Here is an 18,899-nt window from a genome sequence, read left to right as displayed (position 1 = left end):
TAACCTGGTTTTAGGGTGGTAGCATGAGGACGCCCAGCGTGTACGTAGCCGAGGAGCTGATGCCTTTTCTGAGGGCCAAGATAGCGGAGAGACTTTACCGCGAGGGCATGAAGCAGTCCCAGATAGCCGAGTACCTCGGCATAACCCAGGCGATGGTTAGCAAATATCTGGCTGGGAAGTATAAGATGCCCCCCGCGGAGGTGGCCGAGAGGCTCGAAGACATGGCCAATGACGTGTCTTCCTTCATACTCTTCGGGGGGAGCAGGGAGGATGCGATACTCCTCGTGGCGAAGCACATTTTTGATCTGTTTCAAACCGGTTTTCTGTGCAGGTTCTATTCCGAGTACGCCGGTGTGAGCGAGGACTCCTGCAGGTCGCTCTTTGAGGTCCAGCCGCTGAGAAGCGAGATACTTGAGGTTCTGAACATGGCCCTCAACGAACTCCTTAGGGATGAAAAGTTCCCAGCCCTCATCCCGGAGGTCAGGAGCAACTTCGCCTACTCCCTTCCGTCCCCGCGGGGCATCGAAGACGTTGCAGCGATTCCCGGAAGGATAACCGCCGCCAAGGGTAAAGCCTTCGCCTTCCCGCCCGAGTTCGGGGCGAGCGGTTTTACCGCGGGCATACTCGTTAAGCTGGCCGCGATACGGCCCGAAATACGGTGCGTTCTCAACATCAGGTACGGCCGTGACATAGAATCCGCCCTGACTGCCGCGGGGTTCAAGGTCGGGAGGGTTAAAACGGGGGGGCTGAGCGAGGATGAGGCCGTGAGGGTTATAGCCGATGTCTTCAGGCAGGATGCCTATGACGCAGTCGTTGACGTGGGCGGCCTTGGGGTCGAACCGCTGGTCTATATATTCGGCGAGACGCCCTTCGACGTCGTTGAGAAGCTCAAGAGGCTGGTGGGGAACCTTTGAGGAGGTTTCTCTTCCTCTACGTGCTCCTTCTTCTGTTTCTGAACCTAACGCCGAGGGTTCCGTCGTCGCCCGTGGCCAACGGGGATAAACTGGCACATTTGGTGGAATTTGCTGCTCTGGGCTTTCTTGGATGGCGTTTGTGGACTTACTTCCTGCCCCTGCCCTTCCTCCTGGAGTTCCTTCAGCTCTTCATCCCCGGGAGAACGTTCTCCTTCGCAGATATGGCCGCAAACCTAATAGGTTTCACCCTCGGAGTCACCGCGGGGTGGTGGTATGACGGTTCTCACGAGGGAACTGAGGTTTCAAACGAAGGGGGAGATTGACCTCATCGACATAACCCGTGAGGTGGAGAGAATCGTTGAGGAATCCGGGATCGAGAACGGCCAGGTTCTGGTCTTCGTTCCCGGCGCCACCGGCGCGGTAGTCACGATAGAGCATGAGTCCGGCCTTCTGGAGGACTTCAAGAGAGCACTTGAGGAGCTTATACCTAAAGGCAAGGGTTACCTCCACGATAGAATAGACGACAACGCCCACAGCCACCTCCGCGCTACGCTCCTTGGCGCGAGCGAGTGCTTCCCCGTCGTTGACGGCAGGCTCGTGAGGGGCACGTGGCAGCAGATTTTCTTCGTCGAGCTGGACGTGATACCGAGGCACAGGCGGGTCATCGTTCAGGTGGTTGGGGAGTGAGAACTCCCGGCTCTCACACCTTTATAAACCTTGAGAAGTGGGAGTTCTAAGCATCTCAAAAATTGAAAAACAAAATCATTGATTGTATTCAACAATCTTCCAGGGGTACACCGTCACGTGGAACTTTATCGGCGGCGTGTTCATGGTGTATATGGCTCCGCTTCCACCCCTGACCCAGAAGGTTCCCTTCACAACGTGGTCCAGGCTTAAATAGTAGGTACGTCCCATTCCCTTTGATGGATCCGCTGAGAATATCGCCGAGGGTTCCACGGTCAGCTGTGATCCCCAGGCTATGTCGGGGCGGAGATAATGTTGTTTGTAGTACTCATGAATGACATCGAGCCTGCTCTCGTATCCGCTGGTGCGGTCCTTCCATTTCATGTAATAACCGTCGCTGGTTTCATAACTGACGGTGGCACTTACAGATCCTTTTTTTACGTTGTTAATCTGGAATGTGTAACTGTAACCCGTCTTGGGGCCGCCGTTGTTTTTGGGGCACCAGTCCTCTATCTGCTGCCACGGGTTCTGCGGGTGGTTGGCGTCTATTATTGTCTCCAGGCTTTTTACGGCCACGGTAGATGCCATTGCCCTGCCCTGGGTTACTGTGTGAACGAGATACCAGTACTGGCCGGAGGTTGTTGTCACGTAGCTGTAGTCCGCTTTGAATTCAAGGTAGGCGCGTGGGGCTGAATCCAGCGCGCTTCTCTTCCAGTGAACGCTCCCTATGGGATTCCAGTCATAGGAGACCTGAAGGCTTAGGGGCGATAACTTGGACCTGCCGGATAGGATTTCAATGTCCGTTCTTTTTACCCCCTCACTTATCTTCTGGAGTTCGCGTACCTCCCGCTGCGGGTCTATCCCCGGGCCTTCGACAATGTAGTATACCGTGTAGTACCTGCCCCCTGGGGTTGGCTTGGTCACTATTCCGATGAACTTTACGTTGGACTTCTTCAGTTCCTTGAAGTCCAGGACGATACCCAATTTTGTTCTAAGAGAATCCACCAGCCTCCGGGCATTCTCTGGAGCGTTGTCTCCGTAGAAGTAAACGGGGTTACCCCTTAGAAGCCTCTGCGCGGACTCCGAGATGACTATATCCTGATGGGAGTCTGCTTTTTGATTGTTGAAGATATGGGTCGCGAGGCTTAGCGTACTTAGAAGGATAGTCAAACTGAGGAGCAATCCCACGATTGGTGCTCTCATTTTCTGGACCTCCTCCGGTTTATGGGACATATTATACTTTGTGCAATTGTATTTAGACTTTTCTATTGTCGGTTTAATCTAAAGATCAATGTTGTTTCAGTAATGATTACCTTATCATGTGTTTGAATGAACAGCGAGAAGAAAAAGAGCTTGAGAGATACTCCTGTGGTGGGCTTCCCACATGGTTTGTTTTACTTAGAATTTGAGAACCGATAGGATTTCCCTCTATTGTCTTATGTGGAACATAAAGGGGGTAATAACCCGCCCAAGTTCATCGGCTCCGCCTTCGGCGGCACTCCCCGGGCAGTGGAATTAGGACATCATGTCTAAAAGCTTTCCGGTGTTTTGTTCCGCGGCGGGTACAGGCTTCCGGCTCTGGTTTACCCCGTTCTCCTCAGCAGTGTGCTCGCGAATACAAGCAGTTTGTCGTTTACGTAGACGCTACCGGTCATTACGGCTTCGTCCTCGCTCAGGAAGTAGTAGTGAGTGGTGTTGCGCCTGCGTTCGATGGTTCCATCCTTCCCAACTACCTCGTAGAGCTCCGTTATGTATATCTGGTCGTCGGTAACGATGCCCTCAAAGGAGTGGTTTCTGATTTCCTCGGCCGTGTTCGGGTCCTCAACCGCTTCTCCTACCCATAACAGCCGGTTTCCATCGATTCTCATCTGTGCAATCCCAACGTAATTGCTCTTCGTCCCGTCCGGTCTCACAAAGAAGTTTCTCTGGATTATAGTGCCCTCTGAGGTTGTTTCAATCTCGATTATCATCTTCCCTCGCTGTATGATCCCTCCCATCTGATTAACGTAGTTTGAAAACTCTCCCTCCCATACACCGCTGTTCTTCAAAAAAGCGTCTGTTTTACTGGTGGTTTCGCTCATTACTGTCCCTCCCACCTTCTGTGATTCCCCTAGGCTCGGAGTTATATAAGGTTTCCTGCACTGCACCGGCGTCTCTGCCTCCCCCCGCAGGAATTGTGGGGCTTAATGGGGAAATGTCAGTAGACGATGGGTTCATCGCGGCTGGTGATTTCTTCGGGCTTCTCCTCGTACTTGCCCGTCCTCTTGACGAGCAGGTAGTACACCAGCGCCCCCAGTATCGTGAAAAGGAACGCCAGGACTATCCACAAAATCTTCTCCAGGTTCGACATCTTCTTCTGCTTTGTGAGGACGTCGTAGATGACCCACACGAGGGCCAGCAGCTGGAGGGCCATGAGTATCATGCCGAGAACCCATACCGCACTGAACATCACGAGCTCATTCATTGAACCACCCAACGGAATAACGCTTCTTGGTAGAAAAATCTTTCTGGATCACAGAGCGCGGGCCAGGAAATTCGCGCATATCGCCCTGAACATCGGTCTTGGAGGGCTCCCTGCGGTGATTCTATGGAGAATAGAATGGAAAAGAAGGATCACTCCTTCTTGACGTGCTTCTCGACGAACTCCTTGAGGACGTCCTTGAGCTTCGGCTCGCCGATCTCCTCGAGCTCGTACCTGACCCTGACGGCCGGCTTGTTGAGCTTCATGACGCGGCGGAGGTCGATGGGGGTACCCATGATGACGACGTCTGCATCTGCGCGGTTGATGGTCTCCTCAAGCTCCCTGATCTGCTTCTCGCCGTAGCCCATGGCCGGCAGGATGACGTCGAGGTGGCTGTACTTCTTGTAGGTGTCGATGATCGAGCCGACGGCGTAGGGCCTCGGGTCGATTATCTCGGCCGCGCCGTACTTCTTGGCGGCGATGTATCCGGCACCATACTTCATGCCACCGTGGGTGAGGGTTGGGCCGTCCTCGACGACGAGAACGCGCTTGCCCTTGATGAGCTCCGGCTGGTCGACGTAGAGCGGTGAGGCACCGTCGATGATGACGGCGTTCGGGTTGACCTTCTCGATGCTCTCGCGGACCTTCTGAATGTCGTCCCTGTTGGCGGTGTCTATCTTGTTGATGATTATGACGTCAGCGGCGCGGAAGTTGGTCTCACCTGGGTGGTACTTGAGCTCGTGGCCGGGCCTGTGCGGGTCGGTAACGACTATCCAGAGGTCCGGCTCGTAGAACGGGAAGTCGTTGTTTCCGCCGTCCCAGAGGATTATGTCGGCCTCCTTCTCGGCCTCGCGAAGGATCTTCTCGTAGTCAACGCCGGCATAGACAACCATGCCCCTGTCGATGTAGGGCTCGTACTCCTCGCGCTCCTCGATGGTGCACTCGTGCCTGTCGAGGTCCTCGTAGCTGGCGAAGCGCTGGACGATCTGCTTCCTGAGGTCGCCGTAGGGCATTGGGTGCCTGATGGCGACGACCTTGTAGCCCATCTCCTGGAGGATCTGGGCGACCTTCCTGCTGGTCTGGCTCTTTCCACAGCCGGTTCTGACGGCGGTGACGGCTATGACCGGCTTGGTGCTCTTCAGCATGGTGCTCTTCGGGCCGAGGAGCCAGAAGTCGGCACCGGCTGAGTGGGCCCTGCTGGCGAGGTGCATGACGTGCTCGTGCGGAACGTCGGAGTATGCGAAGACGACGACGTCGATGTCGTGCTCCCTGATTATCTTCTCCATGTCATCCTCGCTCCAGATTGGAATTCCGTTCGGGTAGAGCTCGCCGGCGAGCTCGGGCGGGTAGACCCTGCCCTCGATGTCGGGGATCTGGGTGGCGGTGAAGGCAACGACCTCGTAGTCGGGGTTGTCCCTGAAGAACGTGTTGAAGTTGTGGAAGTCCCTTCCGGCGGCGCCCAAAATGAGAACCCTCTTTTTCTTCTTTTCGGCCATGTCGACCACCTCAAAAGCTGTTAATTCGGCACTGGTGTATCGTTTTTGGCATTTATAACGGTTTTTGTTTAATGGTGCAAGCTTCTGGCGTGAATTATTCGGTACAACCATCAGTGAACTGAAAAACATTCAAGCGCCGCTGGATAATCTCCGTCTGAATTTACCTGCGGGGTTAATAACCTGCACTGCCATTCCCTAACGTCCGCAACCGTTAATAATCCCTCCGAGAATATGGAACGATGTCTATGTCGTCGGTTGAGGTTAGAACTCACACGGCCCTGCACGTCGTTAAGGGGGCGGTCGTTAAGGTTCTCGGCGAGGGGGCGAAGTGGACCGCCTCAACTTACGTTGACGGGAACCACGGGAGGCTGACGGTCAAATTTGGGCGAAAGCCAACGCCTGAAGAAATCGCCGAGATAGAGCGCCTCGCCAACGGGAAGGTGAGGGAGAACGTTCCCATCGGGGTCTATGAGCTGCCCAGGGAGGAGGCTGAAAAGCGCTTCGGCGAGGATATGTACGACCTCTTTCCAATCCCGCCGGAGGTTAAAACGCTGAAGGTGGTCGTCATCGAGAACTGGAACGTGAACGCCTGCAGGGAGGAGCACACGAAAACCACTGGCGAGATAGGGGAGATAAAAATCAGGAAGGTTCGCTTCAGGAAGAGCAAGGGGCTGCTTGAGATAAGCTTTGACGTTCTCTGAGGAGGAACCTCCACAGGGGCGTTACCTGCACCGTTTTTCCGCCCTCCCTGATGGTCTCGTCGGAGTCGAGGGTGACGAGGGTCAATCTCTCAGCGCCCAGTCTTTTCCCTGCCTTCACGAGGCCGAGAACTTCCCTCCCGTAGTTCGAGGCGTTCAGCTCGTAGGTGACCTGGACCAGCTCCTGCACTCTCCCCCCGGCCCTCACGACGAAGTCCACTTCGACGTCTCCATCCGAGTAGTAGGACAGCTCGATCTCCGGCCTCCAGTAGCTCTTCTCCCTCAGGAGCTCAATGAAGACGATGTTTTCAATCCTCCTGCCCTCCTCCAGCCCCTTGAAAAAGAGGTTGGCGAAGGCCGTGTCCACGAGGTAGAGCTTGCGCGGGCTTCTCATGATGGTTCTCGTCGAGGGAGCGAACAGCGGGAGCTGAAAGACGAGGAAGGCCTCTTCCATTGCCCGGAGGTAGTTCATGACGGTCTTCACGTTGGCATCAACGCCCAGTCCCCTGAGGGCCCTCTGGAGGGAGCGGTAGGTGAAGTAACCCCCGTAAAGCGATAGTATGTGGTAGAACGCCTCCCGGAACTCCCTGACGTCCCGGAAGGCAAAGCGCTCCACCATGTCCCTGTAGAACATCGTCTCCAGGATCGAGATTATCTTCTCCCTCGACCTCGATCTCCACACCTCGGGGAACCCGCCCCACCGGAGGTAGTCCCCCATGAGGTTCCTCACCCTCCCCCTCTCCCTGAACGTTCCGGGTTTTTTCCCAGCTACCTCCCTGAATGACAGCGGGAGCACGAGCCTTGAGACGTGCCTTCCCCTGAGCCTGCTGGGAATCTCCGAGGACATCAGGGCAGAGGAGGAGCCCGAGACGTAGATGTCGAAGTCCTTGACGTCGTGGAGCCACCTCAGCTTGACGTCCCAGTCCTCCCACTCCTGAACCTCATCCAGGAGGAGCGTGACCCTCCCCTCTGGGAACTCGGCCCTTACCATCTCGGCGAACTCCCTGGCGCCCAGCCCCCTGAGCTCGGGTTCGTCAAAGGGGACGTACAGGACGTTCTCTCTTTCCCTCAGCTCCTCGACCCTCTTGAGTAGCAGGAAGGTCTTGCCCACCCTCCTTGGCCCTATGATGGCCTTAATGTCGCTGCCCGCCGGTAGGGGGACTTCCCTCTCTATCTCCTCGACGAACCGGAGAGAGCCCACGTACTCCTCGGTTATTTCCCTCAGCGAGATCATGTGTATTACAAATACACAATAGTATAAATGGGTTGTGTATTGTAGATGAACAAAATTTGAAAATTTGCAGGCTACTTTCGCACCCACAGCGCCCCCGCCATGCCGAAGTAGGTAGGACATGCGTAGGCGGAGCTTTTCAGTTCGAATTCAGCCTTTCTCATCGCGCCGAGCATTATCAACATCTGCCAGTAGCTGTCCACAAGGGCGTTCCTCACGAGCTCCTCCGGAACGCTGGGGAGCTCATCGAGGCGGTTCTCTTTAATCAGCTCCATTATCAGTCTGTCGTACTCCCCGCTCTCCTTTCTGTAGCCGTAGGGTCCGTTCGGATCGTGGGCGTGTCCGTGGTCTGCGCTGACTATCAGCGCGACCCTTTTTTCCTCTTCTTCAATGACCTCCCCGAGGACCTCGCCGAACTTTATGAGGGTCTCCCTCGACACTCCCCTTGTGGGTGTCACGAGGACCAGAGGTTTCCTCTCAAGGAACTGGAGCGGGATCAGCTCCCCCCAGCTCAGGGGCCACCTTGAATACTGCCCTTTGAGGGAGGCGAAGTTCAGGTCAACGACGGGCATTTGGGCATCTTTCTCCGCGCGGTAGATTTTTTCGGCCAGCTCAACGTCGGTCTCCCATTCGCCGGGGAGCTCCTTCCCCTCGAAGCCGAGCCACGAGACGAGATGCTCCGCCATTACAACCCCGAGGTGGTCGCTCATCCTCGCGTTGTGCGGGCTTATCAGGACGTAGGAATCAGCTTTCCCGAACTCCTCGCCGATTCTCCTCAGAACCCCTGCCAGCTTCCGCGTTTCCTCGTCTGGGGGCTCAAGAACTGGGTTCCCGTGGGGCATCATCGCGGCTCCGATCAGCATGTTATCACCGGTGTTGCTACATCTTTCCCGTTTATACGTTTTGCTCGGTTTTACCGTTCGCCGTTTCTTTCTGAATTTTTGCTTAGAGTAAGGCTTATAAACATTTACACCGTTGTAAATGTTTGGTGAGTGGTGTGGATTTTGGGCTATTGATGGAGCGCTACGGCTATGCGCTCCTGCTTAGGCTCATGATTGCCCTCTCGTTCGGCGTTATAGTCGGGACGCTACTCTTCTGGGGTTACTTTACCAACGGTATCGCCGCGTTCTTTGTGTGGCTTTATGCTGGAGTCATGCTCCTCCTGAAGCGCCTTTATGAATTCCTATTTGCAGAGAACCCTGATCTGCTGTCCGAGAAAAATGAGGGGAACAGGCAGCGGGCAAAGCGCTTCTTTATGAATCGTTTTTGATGCAGTTTTCCAGCCCTTCAAGATGACACTCCCTCACCTTACCCTGCCCTGTCGTCGAGAGAGTCTTCAACCCGGAGCCAGTGAGTATCGAGACGACCTTGGCTCCGCTTGGAAGGTCGAGCTTCTCCAGCGCCGCTATACCCGTAGCACTCGCCGGCTGGACGAAGAGGCCTTCACCGGCGAGCTTCCTCTGCGCTTCGAGTATCTCCTCGTCGGAAACGGCCATACATTTCCAGTCGAAGTCCCGCATGAGCCTCAGAACCGTGTTCCCGCTCGGCGGATATGGGTTGGCTATGGCCTTGGCTACCGTTTTGGGACTCTCAAAGCGCTCGATTTTTGCCCTGCCCTCATCAAAAGCCCTGCATATCGGTGAGCAGCCCTCGGCCTGAACCGCGATAATGGTTGGAAGCCCATCGATGAGCCCGCTCTCGTGGAGCTCGATGAAGCCCTTGGCGATTCCGCGGAAAAGGCCGCCTGAGCTGGTCGGGATTAGAACGTAGTCCGGGCTCAGTTCCTCGGCTATCTCGAACGCTATGCCTTTGTAGCCCTCTATCCTGAAGGGGTTGTCCGAGTTGATGAAATAAACGCCCAGCCTTTCCCCCAGCTTCAGGCTCTCGAAGTAGAGCTTTCCATAGTCGCCGCGAACCCTTATAACTTCCCCGCCGTAGACGGAAACTGCTTTGAGCTTCTCGTCGCCCGCGCTCTCTGAGACGAGTATTTTCGCCTCCAATCCAAAGCGGGAGGCATAGGCCGAGACGCTCGCCGCCATGTTGCCCGTCGATACCGTTCCGACCGCCCTGTAACCGGCCTTGAGGGCGTAGCTCATCGCCAGAAAAGTTCCCCTGTCCTTGAAGCTCCACGTCGGGTTCACCGTCTCGTTCTTGAGGTGGAGCCTGACCCCAAACTCCTCTCCAAGCCCTGAGCGCACGAGCGGAGTATCACCCTCGCCGAGGGAAAGCTCAAGGGCCGGCTCGACAGGCCAGAAGTCCCAGAAGCGTTCCCAGACTGTCCTTCCGATGTAAGGCTCCCCTGTGAAGGGCTCGAACTCCACCGGCTCGCCGCACTCGCACCTCTGAACTGGTTCGTCGTAGGTTTTTCCGCAGATCGGGCAGACGAGCTTCACGTCACTCCCTCCTTTCGGCGATCAGGAGAACGGAGCTTCCATCAATCCTTATCGTGTAGTTCGCGTAGGTGTTGCCCTCCGCGAGCCTGGAGAGGGTCTCCTCGAAAGTCCTGGCCGCTTCAGGCTTTGAGAAGACGACCATCCACTGGAGCAGGTAACCGCTCGCGTTTTGAGTCAATAGCAGTTTGTCGCCCCTCCAGGAGCTCGAAACGTTCCAGGCCGTCTCGTTGTCAAGCTTCGCAACGTCCCTGAGGAGGAGGTAGACGTAGTACTCGCCGAGCCTGTCTTCCTTGAGGACGCGCGAGTTCGGCGGTGCATCGAGGGTAACGTTGAGTGGGGTGACGTTCTTGAGGTAGAGCTCGGGGTGCATGACCTGCTGGGCCGAGACGGGATAGCGGCTGTAGGCCTCGTTAACGAGCTCCCAGCCGCCTTTCTCGTAGAGGTACCTCACGAAGCGGTCGCCGAAGACGTAGGGGAAGATGTGGAGGTCGGTCAATGGCTCCCCGCTCAGGGAGCGTATCTTGTGTATCGGAATCCCGTTCCTCTCGCAGTAGATGTCCGCGACGAGGTCGGCGTCCCCTTCAATGAGGGACTGAATCGCTATGGTGCCGTCGTAGGTGTCTGCCCCGTACTTCGCGTTGAACCACTGCTTCTGGAGCACGTGAACGCTTTCATGAGCTATCGTCCTCCTGGCGGTGTCGGGGTTCGAGGCGAAGTTCTCCTGGATGATGTATATCGTATCCCCCACGGTGGCCGCTATCCAGTTGGCGCTCCGCTCGGTTTCCTTTCGTATGTACTGGTAGCCCGGCGGAAGGAGGAGGGTCATCTTGTAAGTTAGCTCCTCTGTTTTCATCCTCTCCATGTCCGCCTTGCCGGGCCTCCACCTGGCCAGGGCCTCCTCCTTTGTGAGAACCACTATCCTCGGCCTCTCCTTGAAGGTGAGATTCCTTATTTCCTGAACCTGGTCAAGTATTTCGTTTACCTCTCCCAGAACAGCGCTCGAATTGACGGTCAGTCTCTCCGCTGCGTAGAGCGCCGAGACGAGCAGGGCTATCAGCCCGAGAACTGCAATCTTCTCTGGGAGATTCTTCATACCACCAACTCGAAAAGAGGATTAAAAAGGGCTTTGGTGCAACCGTTGAACGGTTCACCCCTTGAACTCAACGAACTCCTCCTTCATGCCGTCCTTCGTGATGACGACGACCTGAACCTTCCTGCTGCCGGTGTAGACGTCGCGCCTTCCGGCAGTCCTGACGGCCCTGATGGCGAGCTCCCTTGCCTCCTCGACGCTCATGTCCTTCTTGAAACCGTCCTCAAGGACGGCTATGGCGAAGGGACTGCCGGAGCCAGTCGCCGTGTAGTCGTCGAAGATTAACCCTCCCATCGGGTCGAGGTTGGCGAGGGTTGGCTCCTCGATGTAGCCCCCTATGATTATCTGGACGAGGTAGGGGAACCACTTGTTCTCGTTGAGTATGTTGCTGAGCAGGTTGGCCATCGCCTTGGTGCTCATGGGCCTGTTCCAGGTGAACTGGTAGTACCTCGCCTCCGCCTCGAGCATCCTCGCGAGGGCCTGCACGTCGCCGACGCTTCCCGCGGTGGTTATCGCTATCCTGTCGGTGATTGGGACTATCTTCCTGATGTTCAGCGTTTCGACCATGTGGTCGAGGGAAGCCTGCGTATCCGCGGCCAGAACGACACCGTCCCTGGCCTTTATTCCCACGGTGGTGGTGCCGGTTTTCTTCGTTTCCATTCTCTCACCCCTGACCCTTCTTCTCACGCCGGGTTTTAAACCTTTGCTAGACGCTGGCGAGAAGAACCCTGTGACCGTCCACCTCCGCTATCTTGGCCTTTCCATGTGGACGTCTTCAGTTATCCAGCGTTCTACCCCCAGGACCGTCTCTGCCGGTGCTCCTGCACCCTAAAAATAGGGAATGGAGATTTAGTCTCCTTCTCTTCCCCATGGGTTCGTGGAGTCCACGCATACCCCCGTTCTTGGGTTGCACGGTGGTGAGGGTACCTTGCCGTCGGTTACGACACCGAACACCAGTGGAACCGTTACCCTCGCTCCATTTCCTTCACGCCTCACTTTCAGAACACTGTACATTGCATAGCAGCTCTTCCTGCTATCCACGCTTAACGTGTACGCCACTTCTGACTTGGCATTGTTGTGCTTGTGGAATCCAATTGTGATGCTCAAAGCGTTGGCGAGTTTTCCCAGCTGGGGATTTGTGTTGGCCAGGTACCTGCCCGCCAAGGAACCAATTGGAATGCTGAAGCTGGAGCTTGATTTAAAGCTATTGCTTTGGGTTTGCCACACGGATATGGCGAGTTTTGATGTGCGGGGAGGTATCAGGGTCCTATTCCACTCACAGTCCTTTGGAATTGCCCATATGTTTGGAGTTGCGGTAATTTTGGGGGGATTGCTTCCGGGGGACTCCGTGGTAAGCTTGCGGCCATCGTTTGACTCCACGATTTTATACTCCCCCGTGCTGTGGATTTTCATTAGGTACGTCTGCGCTATCTGAATGTCGGTGTACTTCCTCGTAACCTTGTCGTACGCCGGAACTTTGGCGTGGGCCACAATGTACTCCACCCTGATGTTGAGATACCTCTCCCAGTCATCGGAGTTGATTGGGAGATTTCCGTCGCTGTAGTATCCAACTTTCAGTTCCCATCCTCTGAAGTGTTCTCCTATTGTCGTGCTGAGTACTGTGAAGGGCCCCGCGTCAATTCCAACCGTCCAGTAGCTGTATGTGCTCTCACTGAGATGCAAAAGCCAGTTGTAGTTAACTCTATCTGCGGCCCAATTTTCGATTTTCAATCCCATTACTGAGACCCATTCGTTGAAGGTTTTTGATTTTGCCCTGCTGTCAAAATGAAGACTCCACTGTGGATCGATGCAGTACCTTCCTCCAAAGTCTATCCAGCCCCTTGGACATGAGCCCTTTGCTTGAACTTGATAGTCTCCCTTCAGGTTCAGCGTCTTTTCGCTTTCGAGCTTGATTCTGCTTGAAGTTATGCTTTTCACTCCCAGCTTTCCGTCCTCCGTGATGTAGAGTATTAGGGGAGTTGGTGGGGCGTAGAGGGCTTTTTCACCCGTTGAAAGTTCCTTTATCCACTCGTGCCTGGGTACTTTGACAAAGGTCGGGAAGAAGCCGCCGGCTTTTCCATTCTTCAGAACTTTAACGCTTCCGTTGGGCAGGGGATAGTAGATGATGTAGTTGCCTGAGCCTTCGATCCTGTACACGTCGTAGCCGAGTACCCTGGTTACGGAGTCTTCGTTGCCTGCCGTGTAGTTTAAGGCCCCTACTGTGGTTCCTCCCAGGAGGATCAGCAATAAGACTACTAACAGGGGTTTCTTTCTCACCATGAGAAGTTCCCCATATTAATTGCTCCATATTAATTTATAAAATTTACTTTCAAAACTTGGAAAACCTGATGGGCCTTTCGTTCGTTTGGGGCCTGAGTAGTATGTAGGAAAATAATGCAACTGACTCCTCCCGGCCATCTCTTATACTGACTTTCAAATCCCCGCTAGAAGAACCCGGTGGCCGTCCACCTCAGCTATCCTCGTCCTCACGCCGTAGACTTCCTCAATAGTCTCCGGCTTCAGCTCCCCTGGCTTCCCCTCCCAGTACTTTTCTCCTTCCTTCAAGAGGACCAGCCTGTCCGCGTAGCGGAGCGCCAGGTTGAGGTCGTGGAGAACGGCCACGATTATCTTCTCCTCCTTGAGGCCCTTCAGCAGCTCCATCACCATGAGGGCGTGGTTTATATCTAAGTGACTCGTCGGCTCGTCGAGGAGTATTGCCCCGCTCCCCTGCGCAAGCGCCCTGGCCACGAGGGCCAGCTGGTACTCGCCGCCGCTCAGGTTCGTAACCGGCTCTTTCCTGCGCTCCCAGAGGCCGACGCGCTTTAAAGCCGCCTCAACGTTGCCCCTGGTTGCGTAGGCACCCATCTCAACGAACTCCTCGATGGTGAAGGCGAACTCGGGGAAGGAGCTCTGCGGGACGTAGGTTATGAGCCTTGCCCTCTCCGGCGGCCTCATTGAGAGCAGGTCCCTTCCGTCGAGCCTCACGCTCCCCCTCGGTCTCAGAATCCCGACCATGGCCTTCAGCAGGGTGCTCTTTCCGGCACCGTTCGGCCCGATTATCGCGAGGAGCTCCCCCATCTCCGCCGTGAACTCGACGCCCTTCAGGACCTCCCTCTCGCCATAGGCGAAGGAAACCCTAACCTCCAGCCTCATCGTCATGAGTACAGCTCACCCCTCTTGTGCTTCATCAGAAGGTACAGGAAGAAGGGCGCCCCCATCAGGGCGGTTATGATGCCCACCGGCAGTTCTGTCGGCTTTGCGACGGTTCTGGCGAGCAGGTCTGCGAAGACGAGGAGAACGCCTCCGAAGAGGGCGCTCGCGGGGGTCAGACTTTTGTGGTTCGGGCCGAGAAGGAGACGCATCACGTGTGGACTGACGAGGCCGATGAAGCCGATTATTCCTGCGGTTGAGACGGCGAAGGCCGTTAGAACTGCTATCGCTCCGATGAAGAGCTTTCTGTAGAGGTGCAGGTCGAGGCCAAGTGCTATGCTTTCCTCGCCCAGGAGGATGAGGTTCAGCTCGCGCCACTTCCATATCAGGAAGCCCGTCCCCAGGGCGGAGACGATGAACATCCCACCAACGTCGCCCCAGCTGGCACCGTTGAACGTTCCCATGAGCCACATCCAGGTGACGTGCGCCCTCTCGCCCTGGCTGATGATGAGGTACCACGTTACCGCGCTCGCCAGAAAACCGTATGCTATTCCCGCCAGGAGGAGGGTGTCAACGGGGACGTGGCCATCGACCCTTGAGACGGAGTAAACTATGAAGACCGAGAGCAGGGCGGAGGCGAGGGCAAGGGAGCCCATGTGCGAGGGGGCGTAGATGGCACCCAGCGCGGCCCCGATTCCGGCGCCGGCACTAACACCGATGATGTAGGGGTCAGCCAGGGGGTTCCTGAAGAGGGCCTGGGAAGCGACGCCCGCTGAGGCGAGGGAGAGCCCGACCAGGTAGGCCAGTAGAACCCTCGGGAGGCGGAGCTCCCATATTATCACGAAGTACCGCGGCTTTTCACCTGGATTGGTCTGGGTGAAGTGAGAGAGCGTCGATTTTATTCCGTAGGCTATACTGGCGGTGACGTCGGACGGGCTTATGCCCACGGAGCCCACGTAGACCCCCAGGAACAGTGCGGCTGTTGAGAGCAGTGCCAGTGCGGGGAGCCATTTCCTCATGGGGTCGGATTATTTGTCCAGGCGTTTAAAGCTTTTGGTTACCTTTTTCTTTTGAAAGTCTCGCCCCTCACGGCGGGGAGGAGGTCAGATTACTCAATCCTTAAAAGCTTTGGTGCGTAGGATATTATATGAGCGTCTCCATCCGTCAGTTTGGGGGGAGGGTCCCACTAGCCATGGTGGCTATAAGGCCGGCCAGGCTCTTCGATATCCCCGATGTCATGAGGATAGAGCGCGAGTCCTTCAGGGAGGACTACCCAAGGGGTGTCTTCCTGGTTTTCCTGGAAAACAACCCGGACACCTTTTTGGTCGCCGAGTACAACGGAAGGGTCATCGGCTACGTCATGGGTTACCTCAGACCGGACCTTGAGGGCCACATCATGAGCATAGCCGTCGATCCGGCGTACCGGGGCAACGGCATAGGCTCCGCCCTTCTCACCGAGGTCATCGAAAGGCTCATAAACAAGGGGGCCCGCTACATAGGCCTGGAGGTTCGCGTCAGCAACGAAAAGGCCATAAAGCTATATGAACGTCTTGGCTTCAGGAAAATAAAGAGGATAATCGGTTACTACGCCGACGGCGAGGATGCGTACTACATGCTCATGCCTGCCGACGAGTGGGGTGGAAGGAATTGAAGGAACCGATAATCTTTCAGCTCAGCGGTGACAGGGTCTTCAGCGAGCGCGAGAAGGCGATAAACCAGTTCTACAACAAGCGCTATTTCGGGGAGGTCGTGAACGGGAAGCTCTTCCTGTCTCTCATAGAGGCCGCCTACCTGATGGAAAAGGGAAAGATAAGGGTCTTCGACGGTGACAGGGAACTCTCCTTCCGCGAGCTGGTTGAGCTCGGCAGGAAGCGCGATGACCAGTTCGACATAAAGCTCCTCGTCTACACCGACCTGCGCGACAGGGGCTACACGGTGAAGTCCGCCCTCAAGTTCGGCTCCCATTTCCGCGTTTACAGGCGGGGAATGGACGAGCACTCCCAGTGGCTGATATGGGTTGTCCCGGAGAACCTTCGCTTCAGTCCAAACGACATTACCGCCCGCGTCCGTGTCGCCCACGGCGTCAGGAAGAACATGGTGATGGCCGTCGTCGATGAGGACAACGACGTCGTGTACTACAAGATCGAGTGGGTGAAGTTTTAAGATACAAATGACAATGTTTTTAAATCATGCAGGATTAAATATTTGGGTGATCCTTATGGTTCAGGTTGTTCTTGAGTTGAAATGTCCCATAGATGAACCAGATGGTATCAGATGGGAGTTAACTCGGGAAGTTATTGATGAGAATGGTGGCTCTTACTCTGTTACTTCAGTTGGATGCAAGTTAGTCTCGATCAAAGTTCCTGTGCAATGTTTGAGATGTGGCAAGACATTCGATGCTACTGCGTGGATAACCGATGAACAAGTAACAGAAAATAGAGAAATGGGTCCTGAAAAACAAATGGTTATCCAATATGAGGGTCAATGTCCGCATTGTGGTCATCCAGTATTTTTTGAAATCTATATGTGGGAGTATCCTCCGGGATGGATTGAAACGATTGATGTTGATAGTAGCCAAGGAGTTAAGTTTATGTGACTTTTTCTTGTTTATATTTCACTTCTTTGTTCGTACTAAAAAGAAAGAGGTAGCATCACTTCAAAAAGCCCGTCTTCTTTCCGAGGTCCTCGAAGGCATCCAGCACGTACTGGAGGTCCTCCTTGCTGTGGGCCGCGGAAGGCTCGAGCCTTATCCTCGCGGTTCCGAGCGGGACGGTCGGATAGACGATGGCCTGGGCGAAGATGTTGTACTCGTCGTAGAGCCTCCTTGAGAACTCCTGGGCGGTCTTCTCGTCGTAGAGCATGACCGGGGTAATCGGGTGCTTGGTTCCGCCGAGGTCGTAGCCGAGGTCCCTCAGCCCGTTCTGGAGGAAGTGGGTGTTGTCCCAGAGCTTCCTGACGAGCTCGTCGCTGTGCTGGAGTATCTCGACGGAAGCTATAGCCGCGGCGACGTCGGGCGGGTTCGGGGCGCTTGAGAAGAGGAACGGCCTTCCGCGCTGGCGGAGGTAGTCGATGGCCTCCTCCGGTCCGGCCACGTAGCCGCCGATGACACCGAAGGCCTTGCTCAGCGTACCCATCTCGAAATCAACGCGGTCGTGGAGCTTGAAGTGGTCAACGATACCCCTTCCGCTGTCACCGAGGACACCCTCGCCGTGGGCGTCGTCTATGTAGAGCATGGCATCGTACTGCTCGGCCAGCTCCGCCATCTCCGGCAGCGGGGCGAGGTCACCGTCCATCGAGAAGACACCGTCGCTGACGATTATCTTCTTCTCCTTGTCCTTGTTCTCCTCGAGGCGCTTCTTGAGGTCCTCCATGTCGAGGTGCTTGTAGATGACCTTCGGGGCGCCGCTGAGGCGCATTCCGTCTATAATGCTCGCGTGATTGAGTTCCTCACTGATGAACACACCGTTGTCCTTCTTGGTGAGCAGAGCACTTAAAGCGCCGAGGTTGGCGTTGTAGCCGCTCTGGAAGAGTATAGCGGCTTCCCTCTTCTTGAACCTGGCGAGCTTCTCCTCGAGCTCCACGTGGAGCTCCATGGTACCGGCTATGGTCCTAACCGCTCCGGCACCGACGCCGTAGTCGAGGATGGCCCTTATCGCGGCCTCCTTTATCTTGGGGTGTGCGGCCAGACCGAGGTAGTTGTTCGAACACATGTTGAGAACGCGCTTTCCGTCAACGACGACCCAGGGGCCCTGGGAACTCTCAAGCTTTCTAATGGTCACGTAAAGGCCCTTCTCCTTGAGCTCTTTGAGCTCCTCCTTAATCCAGTCCAGCTTTGCCATGAGAACCACCGGTCGTTTTTTGGTCATCGAGGTATAAAAGTTTTGCAGTGCCCCCTTTGGTGCAGCCGCTGAACACGGCTCCGCGATGGGAGCGTCACTCACCGGTAACCTTAATATCCCCAGTACCGTTTAGATTTGGGTAGGTGATGAACATGCCGGATGATGTTCAGGAAGTTAGGATCCTTGAAAAGCCGTGGGTTGAGAAATACAGGCCCGCGAGGCTCGATGACATCGTCGGTCAGGCTCATATCGTCAAAAGGCTGAAGCACTACGCCAGAACCGGTTCCATGCCGCACCTTCTCTTCGCGGGCCCGCCCGGCGTTGGGAAGTGCCTCACGGGGGACGCGAAGGTCATCGCCAACGGCGAGCTGACGACGATCGGGGAGCTCGTTGAGAGGATCGGCAACGGCAGGTTCGGGCCAACCCCGGTTAAGGGCCTTAAGGTTCTTGGCATTGACGAGGACGGCAGGCTTAGGGAACTTCCCGTGGAGTACGTTTACAAGGATAAGACGAACGAGCTTGTCAGGATAAGGACGGGGCTCGGGAGGGAGCTCAAGGTAACGCCCTACCACCCCCTCCTCGTTAACAGAAAGAACGGCAGAATCGAGTGGGTGAAAGCGGAGGAGCTGGAACCTGGCGACAGGCTCGCCGTCCCGCGCTTCCTCCCCGCGGTTCTCGAGGAGGATCCGCTCGCCGAGTGGCTCGGATACTTCATAGGCGACGGCCACGCCGACGCGCAGAGCAACGTCATAACCTTCACGAACACGGACGCAAAGCTTAGAAAGCGCTTCATGGAGCTTACGGAGAGGCTCTTTCCAGATGCAAAAATCAGGGAGAGACTCCACAGAAACCGCGCGCCCGACGTCTACGTGAACTCGAAGATGGCCAAGGAGCTCGTCAAAGGCCTCGGCCTCGCTGGCAGAAAGGCCGAGAGGGTTTACAT

22 protein-coding genes are annotated in these 18,899 nt (G+C 55.7%); 9 read left to right on the top strand and 13 right to left on the bottom strand.

Annotated elements, in window-relative coordinates; all coding sequences use genetic code 11:
• Window positions 1-23 precede the first annotated feature (23 nt).
• The 3 genes from E3E42_RS10855 to E3E42_RS10845 are packed head-to-tail and all read left to right on the top strand — an operon-like array spanning window position 24 to window position 1,601.
• On the top strand, window positions 24-914 hold the full coding sequence (locus E3E42_RS10855; RefSeq protein ID WP_167904638.1) for a thiamine-phosphate synthase family protein: 891 nt from the start codon (window positions 24-26) through the stop codon (window positions 912-914).
• The gene (locus E3E42_RS10850; protein ID WP_167904636.1) at window positions 911-1,237 is read left to right on the top strand and encodes a VanZ family protein; all 327 of its coding nucleotides are present in this window, start codon (window positions 911-913) and stop codon (window positions 1,235-1,237) included. Before E3E42_RS10855 ends, E3E42_RS10850 begins: the two co-directional genes overlap by 4 nt.
• On the top strand, window positions 1,188-1,601 hold the full coding sequence (locus tag E3E42_RS10845) for a secondary thiamine-phosphate synthase enzyme YjbQ (RefSeq protein ID WP_167904634.1): 414 nt from the start codon (window positions 1,188-1,190) through the stop codon (window positions 1,599-1,601). The genes E3E42_RS10850 and E3E42_RS10845 overlap by 50 nt, the downstream gene beginning before the upstream one ends.
• Before the next feature lie 75 nt (window positions 1,602-1,676).
• On the opposite strand, the gene E3E42_RS10840 is transcribed toward E3E42_RS10845, so the two are convergent.
• The 4 genes from E3E42_RS10840 to E3E42_RS10825 all read right to left on the bottom strand — a co-directional run bounded on the left by E3E42_RS10840 (window position 1,677) and on the right by E3E42_RS10825 (window position 5,555).
• Window positions 1,677-2,603: a hypothetical protein gene (locus tag E3E42_RS10840; RefSeq protein ID WP_167904632.1), complete on the bottom strand. Its 927-nt coding sequence runs from the start codon at window positions 2,601-2,603 to the stop codon at window positions 1,677-1,679.
• A gap of 578 nt (window positions 2,604-3,181) precedes the next feature.
• Window positions 3,182-3,595, bottom strand: a complete 414-nt coding sequence (locus tag E3E42_RS10835; protein ID WP_167904630.1) for a hypothetical protein — start codon at window positions 3,593-3,595, stop codon at window positions 3,182-3,184.
• Between the two features lie 200 nt (window positions 3,596-3,795).
• Window positions 3,796-4,062 (bottom strand): PLDc N-terminal domain-containing protein, encoded by a 267-nt coding sequence (locus tag E3E42_RS10830; RefSeq protein ID WP_167904628.1) that lies wholly within the window; start codon window positions 4,060-4,062, stop codon window positions 3,796-3,798.
• Window positions 4,063-4,211: 149 nt separating this feature from the next.
• Complete coding sequence (locus E3E42_RS10825) at window positions 4,212-5,555, bottom strand: cyclic 2,3-diphosphoglycerate synthase (protein WP_167904626.1); 1,344 nt, start codon at window positions 5,553-5,555, stop codon at window positions 4,212-4,214.
• 245 nt (window positions 5,556-5,800) lie between these two features.
• Here E3E42_RS10825 and E3E42_RS10820 point away from each other — a divergent pair, with 245 nt between their 5' ends.
• Window positions 5,801-6,256, top strand: a complete 456-nt coding sequence (locus E3E42_RS10820; protein WP_167904791.1) for an alanyl-tRNA editing protein — start codon at window positions 5,801-5,803, stop codon at window positions 6,254-6,256.
• On the opposite strand, the gene E3E42_RS10815 is transcribed toward E3E42_RS10820, so the two are convergent.
• Entirely contained in the window at window positions 6,210-7,487 is a 1,278-nt protein-coding gene (locus E3E42_RS10815; protein WP_167904624.1) for an ATP-binding protein, read from the bottom strand. The two genes, E3E42_RS10820 and E3E42_RS10815, sit on opposite strands and share 47 nt — an antisense overlap.
• Window positions 7,488-7,558: 71 nt before the next feature.
• On the bottom strand, window positions 7,559-8,347 hold the full coding sequence (locus E3E42_RS10810) for an extradiol dioxygenase (RefSeq protein ID WP_167904622.1): 789 nt from the start codon (window positions 8,345-8,347) through the stop codon (window positions 7,559-7,561).
• A 125-nt stretch (window positions 8,348-8,472) separates the two neighbouring features.
• On the opposite strand from E3E42_RS10810, the gene E3E42_RS10805 reads away from it, so the two are divergent.
• On the top strand, window positions 8,473-8,754 hold the full coding sequence (locus E3E42_RS10805) for a hypothetical protein (RefSeq protein WP_167904620.1): 282 nt from the start codon (window positions 8,473-8,475) through the stop codon (window positions 8,752-8,754).
• On the opposite strand, the gene thrC is transcribed toward E3E42_RS10805, so the two are convergent.
• The 6 genes from thrC to E3E42_RS10775 all read right to left on the bottom strand — a co-directional run bounded on the left by thrC (window position 8,738) and on the right by E3E42_RS10775 (window position 15,136).
• On the bottom strand, window positions 8,738-9,877 hold the full coding sequence (gene thrC, locus E3E42_RS10800) for a threonine synthase (protein WP_167904618.1): 1,140 nt from the start codon (window positions 9,875-9,877) through the stop codon (window positions 8,738-8,740). The two genes, E3E42_RS10805 and thrC, sit on opposite strands and share 17 nt — an antisense overlap.
• 1 nt (window position 9,878) lies before the next feature.
• Window positions 9,879-10,970 (bottom strand): DUF4157 domain-containing protein, encoded by a 1,092-nt coding sequence (locus E3E42_RS10795; protein WP_167904616.1) that lies wholly within the window; start codon window positions 10,968-10,970, stop codon window positions 9,879-9,881.
• A 54-nt stretch (window positions 10,971-11,024) separates the two neighbouring features.
• The gene (gene psmB / locus E3E42_RS10790; RefSeq protein ID WP_167904615.1) at window positions 11,025-11,627 is read right to left on the bottom strand and encodes an archaeal proteasome endopeptidase complex subunit beta; all 603 of its coding nucleotides are present in this window, start codon (window positions 11,625-11,627) and stop codon (window positions 11,025-11,027) included.
• Between the two features lie 189 nt (window positions 11,628-11,816).
• Window positions 11,817-13,247: a hypothetical protein gene (locus E3E42_RS10785; protein ID WP_167904613.1), complete on the bottom strand. Its 1,431-nt coding sequence runs from the start codon at window positions 13,245-13,247 to the stop codon at window positions 11,817-11,819.
• Window positions 13,248-13,400: 153 nt separating this feature from the next.
• Window positions 13,401-14,120, bottom strand: coding sequence for an ABC transporter ATP-binding protein (locus E3E42_RS10780; protein ID WP_167904789.1), 720 nt, complete (start codon window positions 14,118-14,120; stop codon window positions 13,401-13,403).
• Window positions 14,121-14,122: 2 nt separating this feature from the next.
• Window positions 14,123-15,136 carry an iron ABC transporter permease gene (locus E3E42_RS10775; RefSeq protein WP_167904611.1) on the bottom strand — a complete coding sequence of 338 codons (1,014 nt, stop codon included), beginning with the start codon at window positions 15,134-15,136 and terminating at the stop codon, window positions 14,123-14,125.
• Between the two features lie 128 nt (window positions 15,137-15,264).
• On the opposite strand from E3E42_RS10775, the gene rimI reads away from it, so the two are divergent.
• Genes rimI through E3E42_RS10760 form a run of 3 tightly spaced genes read left to right on the top strand, consistent with a single transcriptional unit; the run spans window position 15,265 to window position 16,713 of the window.
• Window positions 15,265-15,768 carry a ribosomal protein S18-alanine N-acetyltransferase gene (gene rimI / locus E3E42_RS10770; protein WP_167904609.1) on the top strand — a complete coding sequence of 168 codons (504 nt, stop codon included), beginning with the start codon at window positions 15,265-15,267 and terminating at the stop codon, window positions 15,766-15,768.
• Window positions 15,765-16,280, top strand: a complete 516-nt coding sequence (gene endA / locus E3E42_RS10765; RefSeq protein WP_167904607.1) for a tRNA-intron lyase — start codon at window positions 15,765-15,767, stop codon at window positions 16,278-16,280. The genes rimI and endA overlap by 4 nt, the downstream gene beginning before the upstream one ends.
• Before the next feature lie 46 nt (window positions 16,281-16,326).
• Window positions 16,327-16,713 (top strand): hypothetical protein, encoded by a 387-nt coding sequence (locus E3E42_RS10760; RefSeq protein ID WP_167904605.1) that lies wholly within the window; start codon window positions 16,327-16,329, stop codon window positions 16,711-16,713.
• A gap of 55 nt (window positions 16,714-16,768) precedes the next feature.
• Here E3E42_RS10760 and E3E42_RS10755 read toward each other — a convergent pair whose 3' ends face one another.
• Entirely contained in the window at window positions 16,769-17,956 is a 1,188-nt protein-coding gene (locus tag E3E42_RS10755) for a glycine C-acetyltransferase (protein WP_167904787.1), read from the bottom strand.
• A gap of 152 nt (window positions 17,957-18,108) precedes the next feature.
• On the opposite strand from E3E42_RS10755, the gene E3E42_RS10750 reads away from it, so the two are divergent.
• Window positions 18,109-18,899: LAGLIDADG family homing endonuclease (locus E3E42_RS10750; protein ID WP_304940797.1), on the top strand; the 791-nt coding region annotated here is incomplete at its 3' end.

This window comes from Thermococcus sp. JdF3, from assembly GCF_012027495.1.
Taxonomy (GTDB): domain Archaea; phylum Methanobacteriota_B; class Thermococci; order Thermococcales; family Thermococcaceae; genus Thermococcus.
This window is presented reverse-complemented; position numbering and strand designations above follow the sequence as displayed.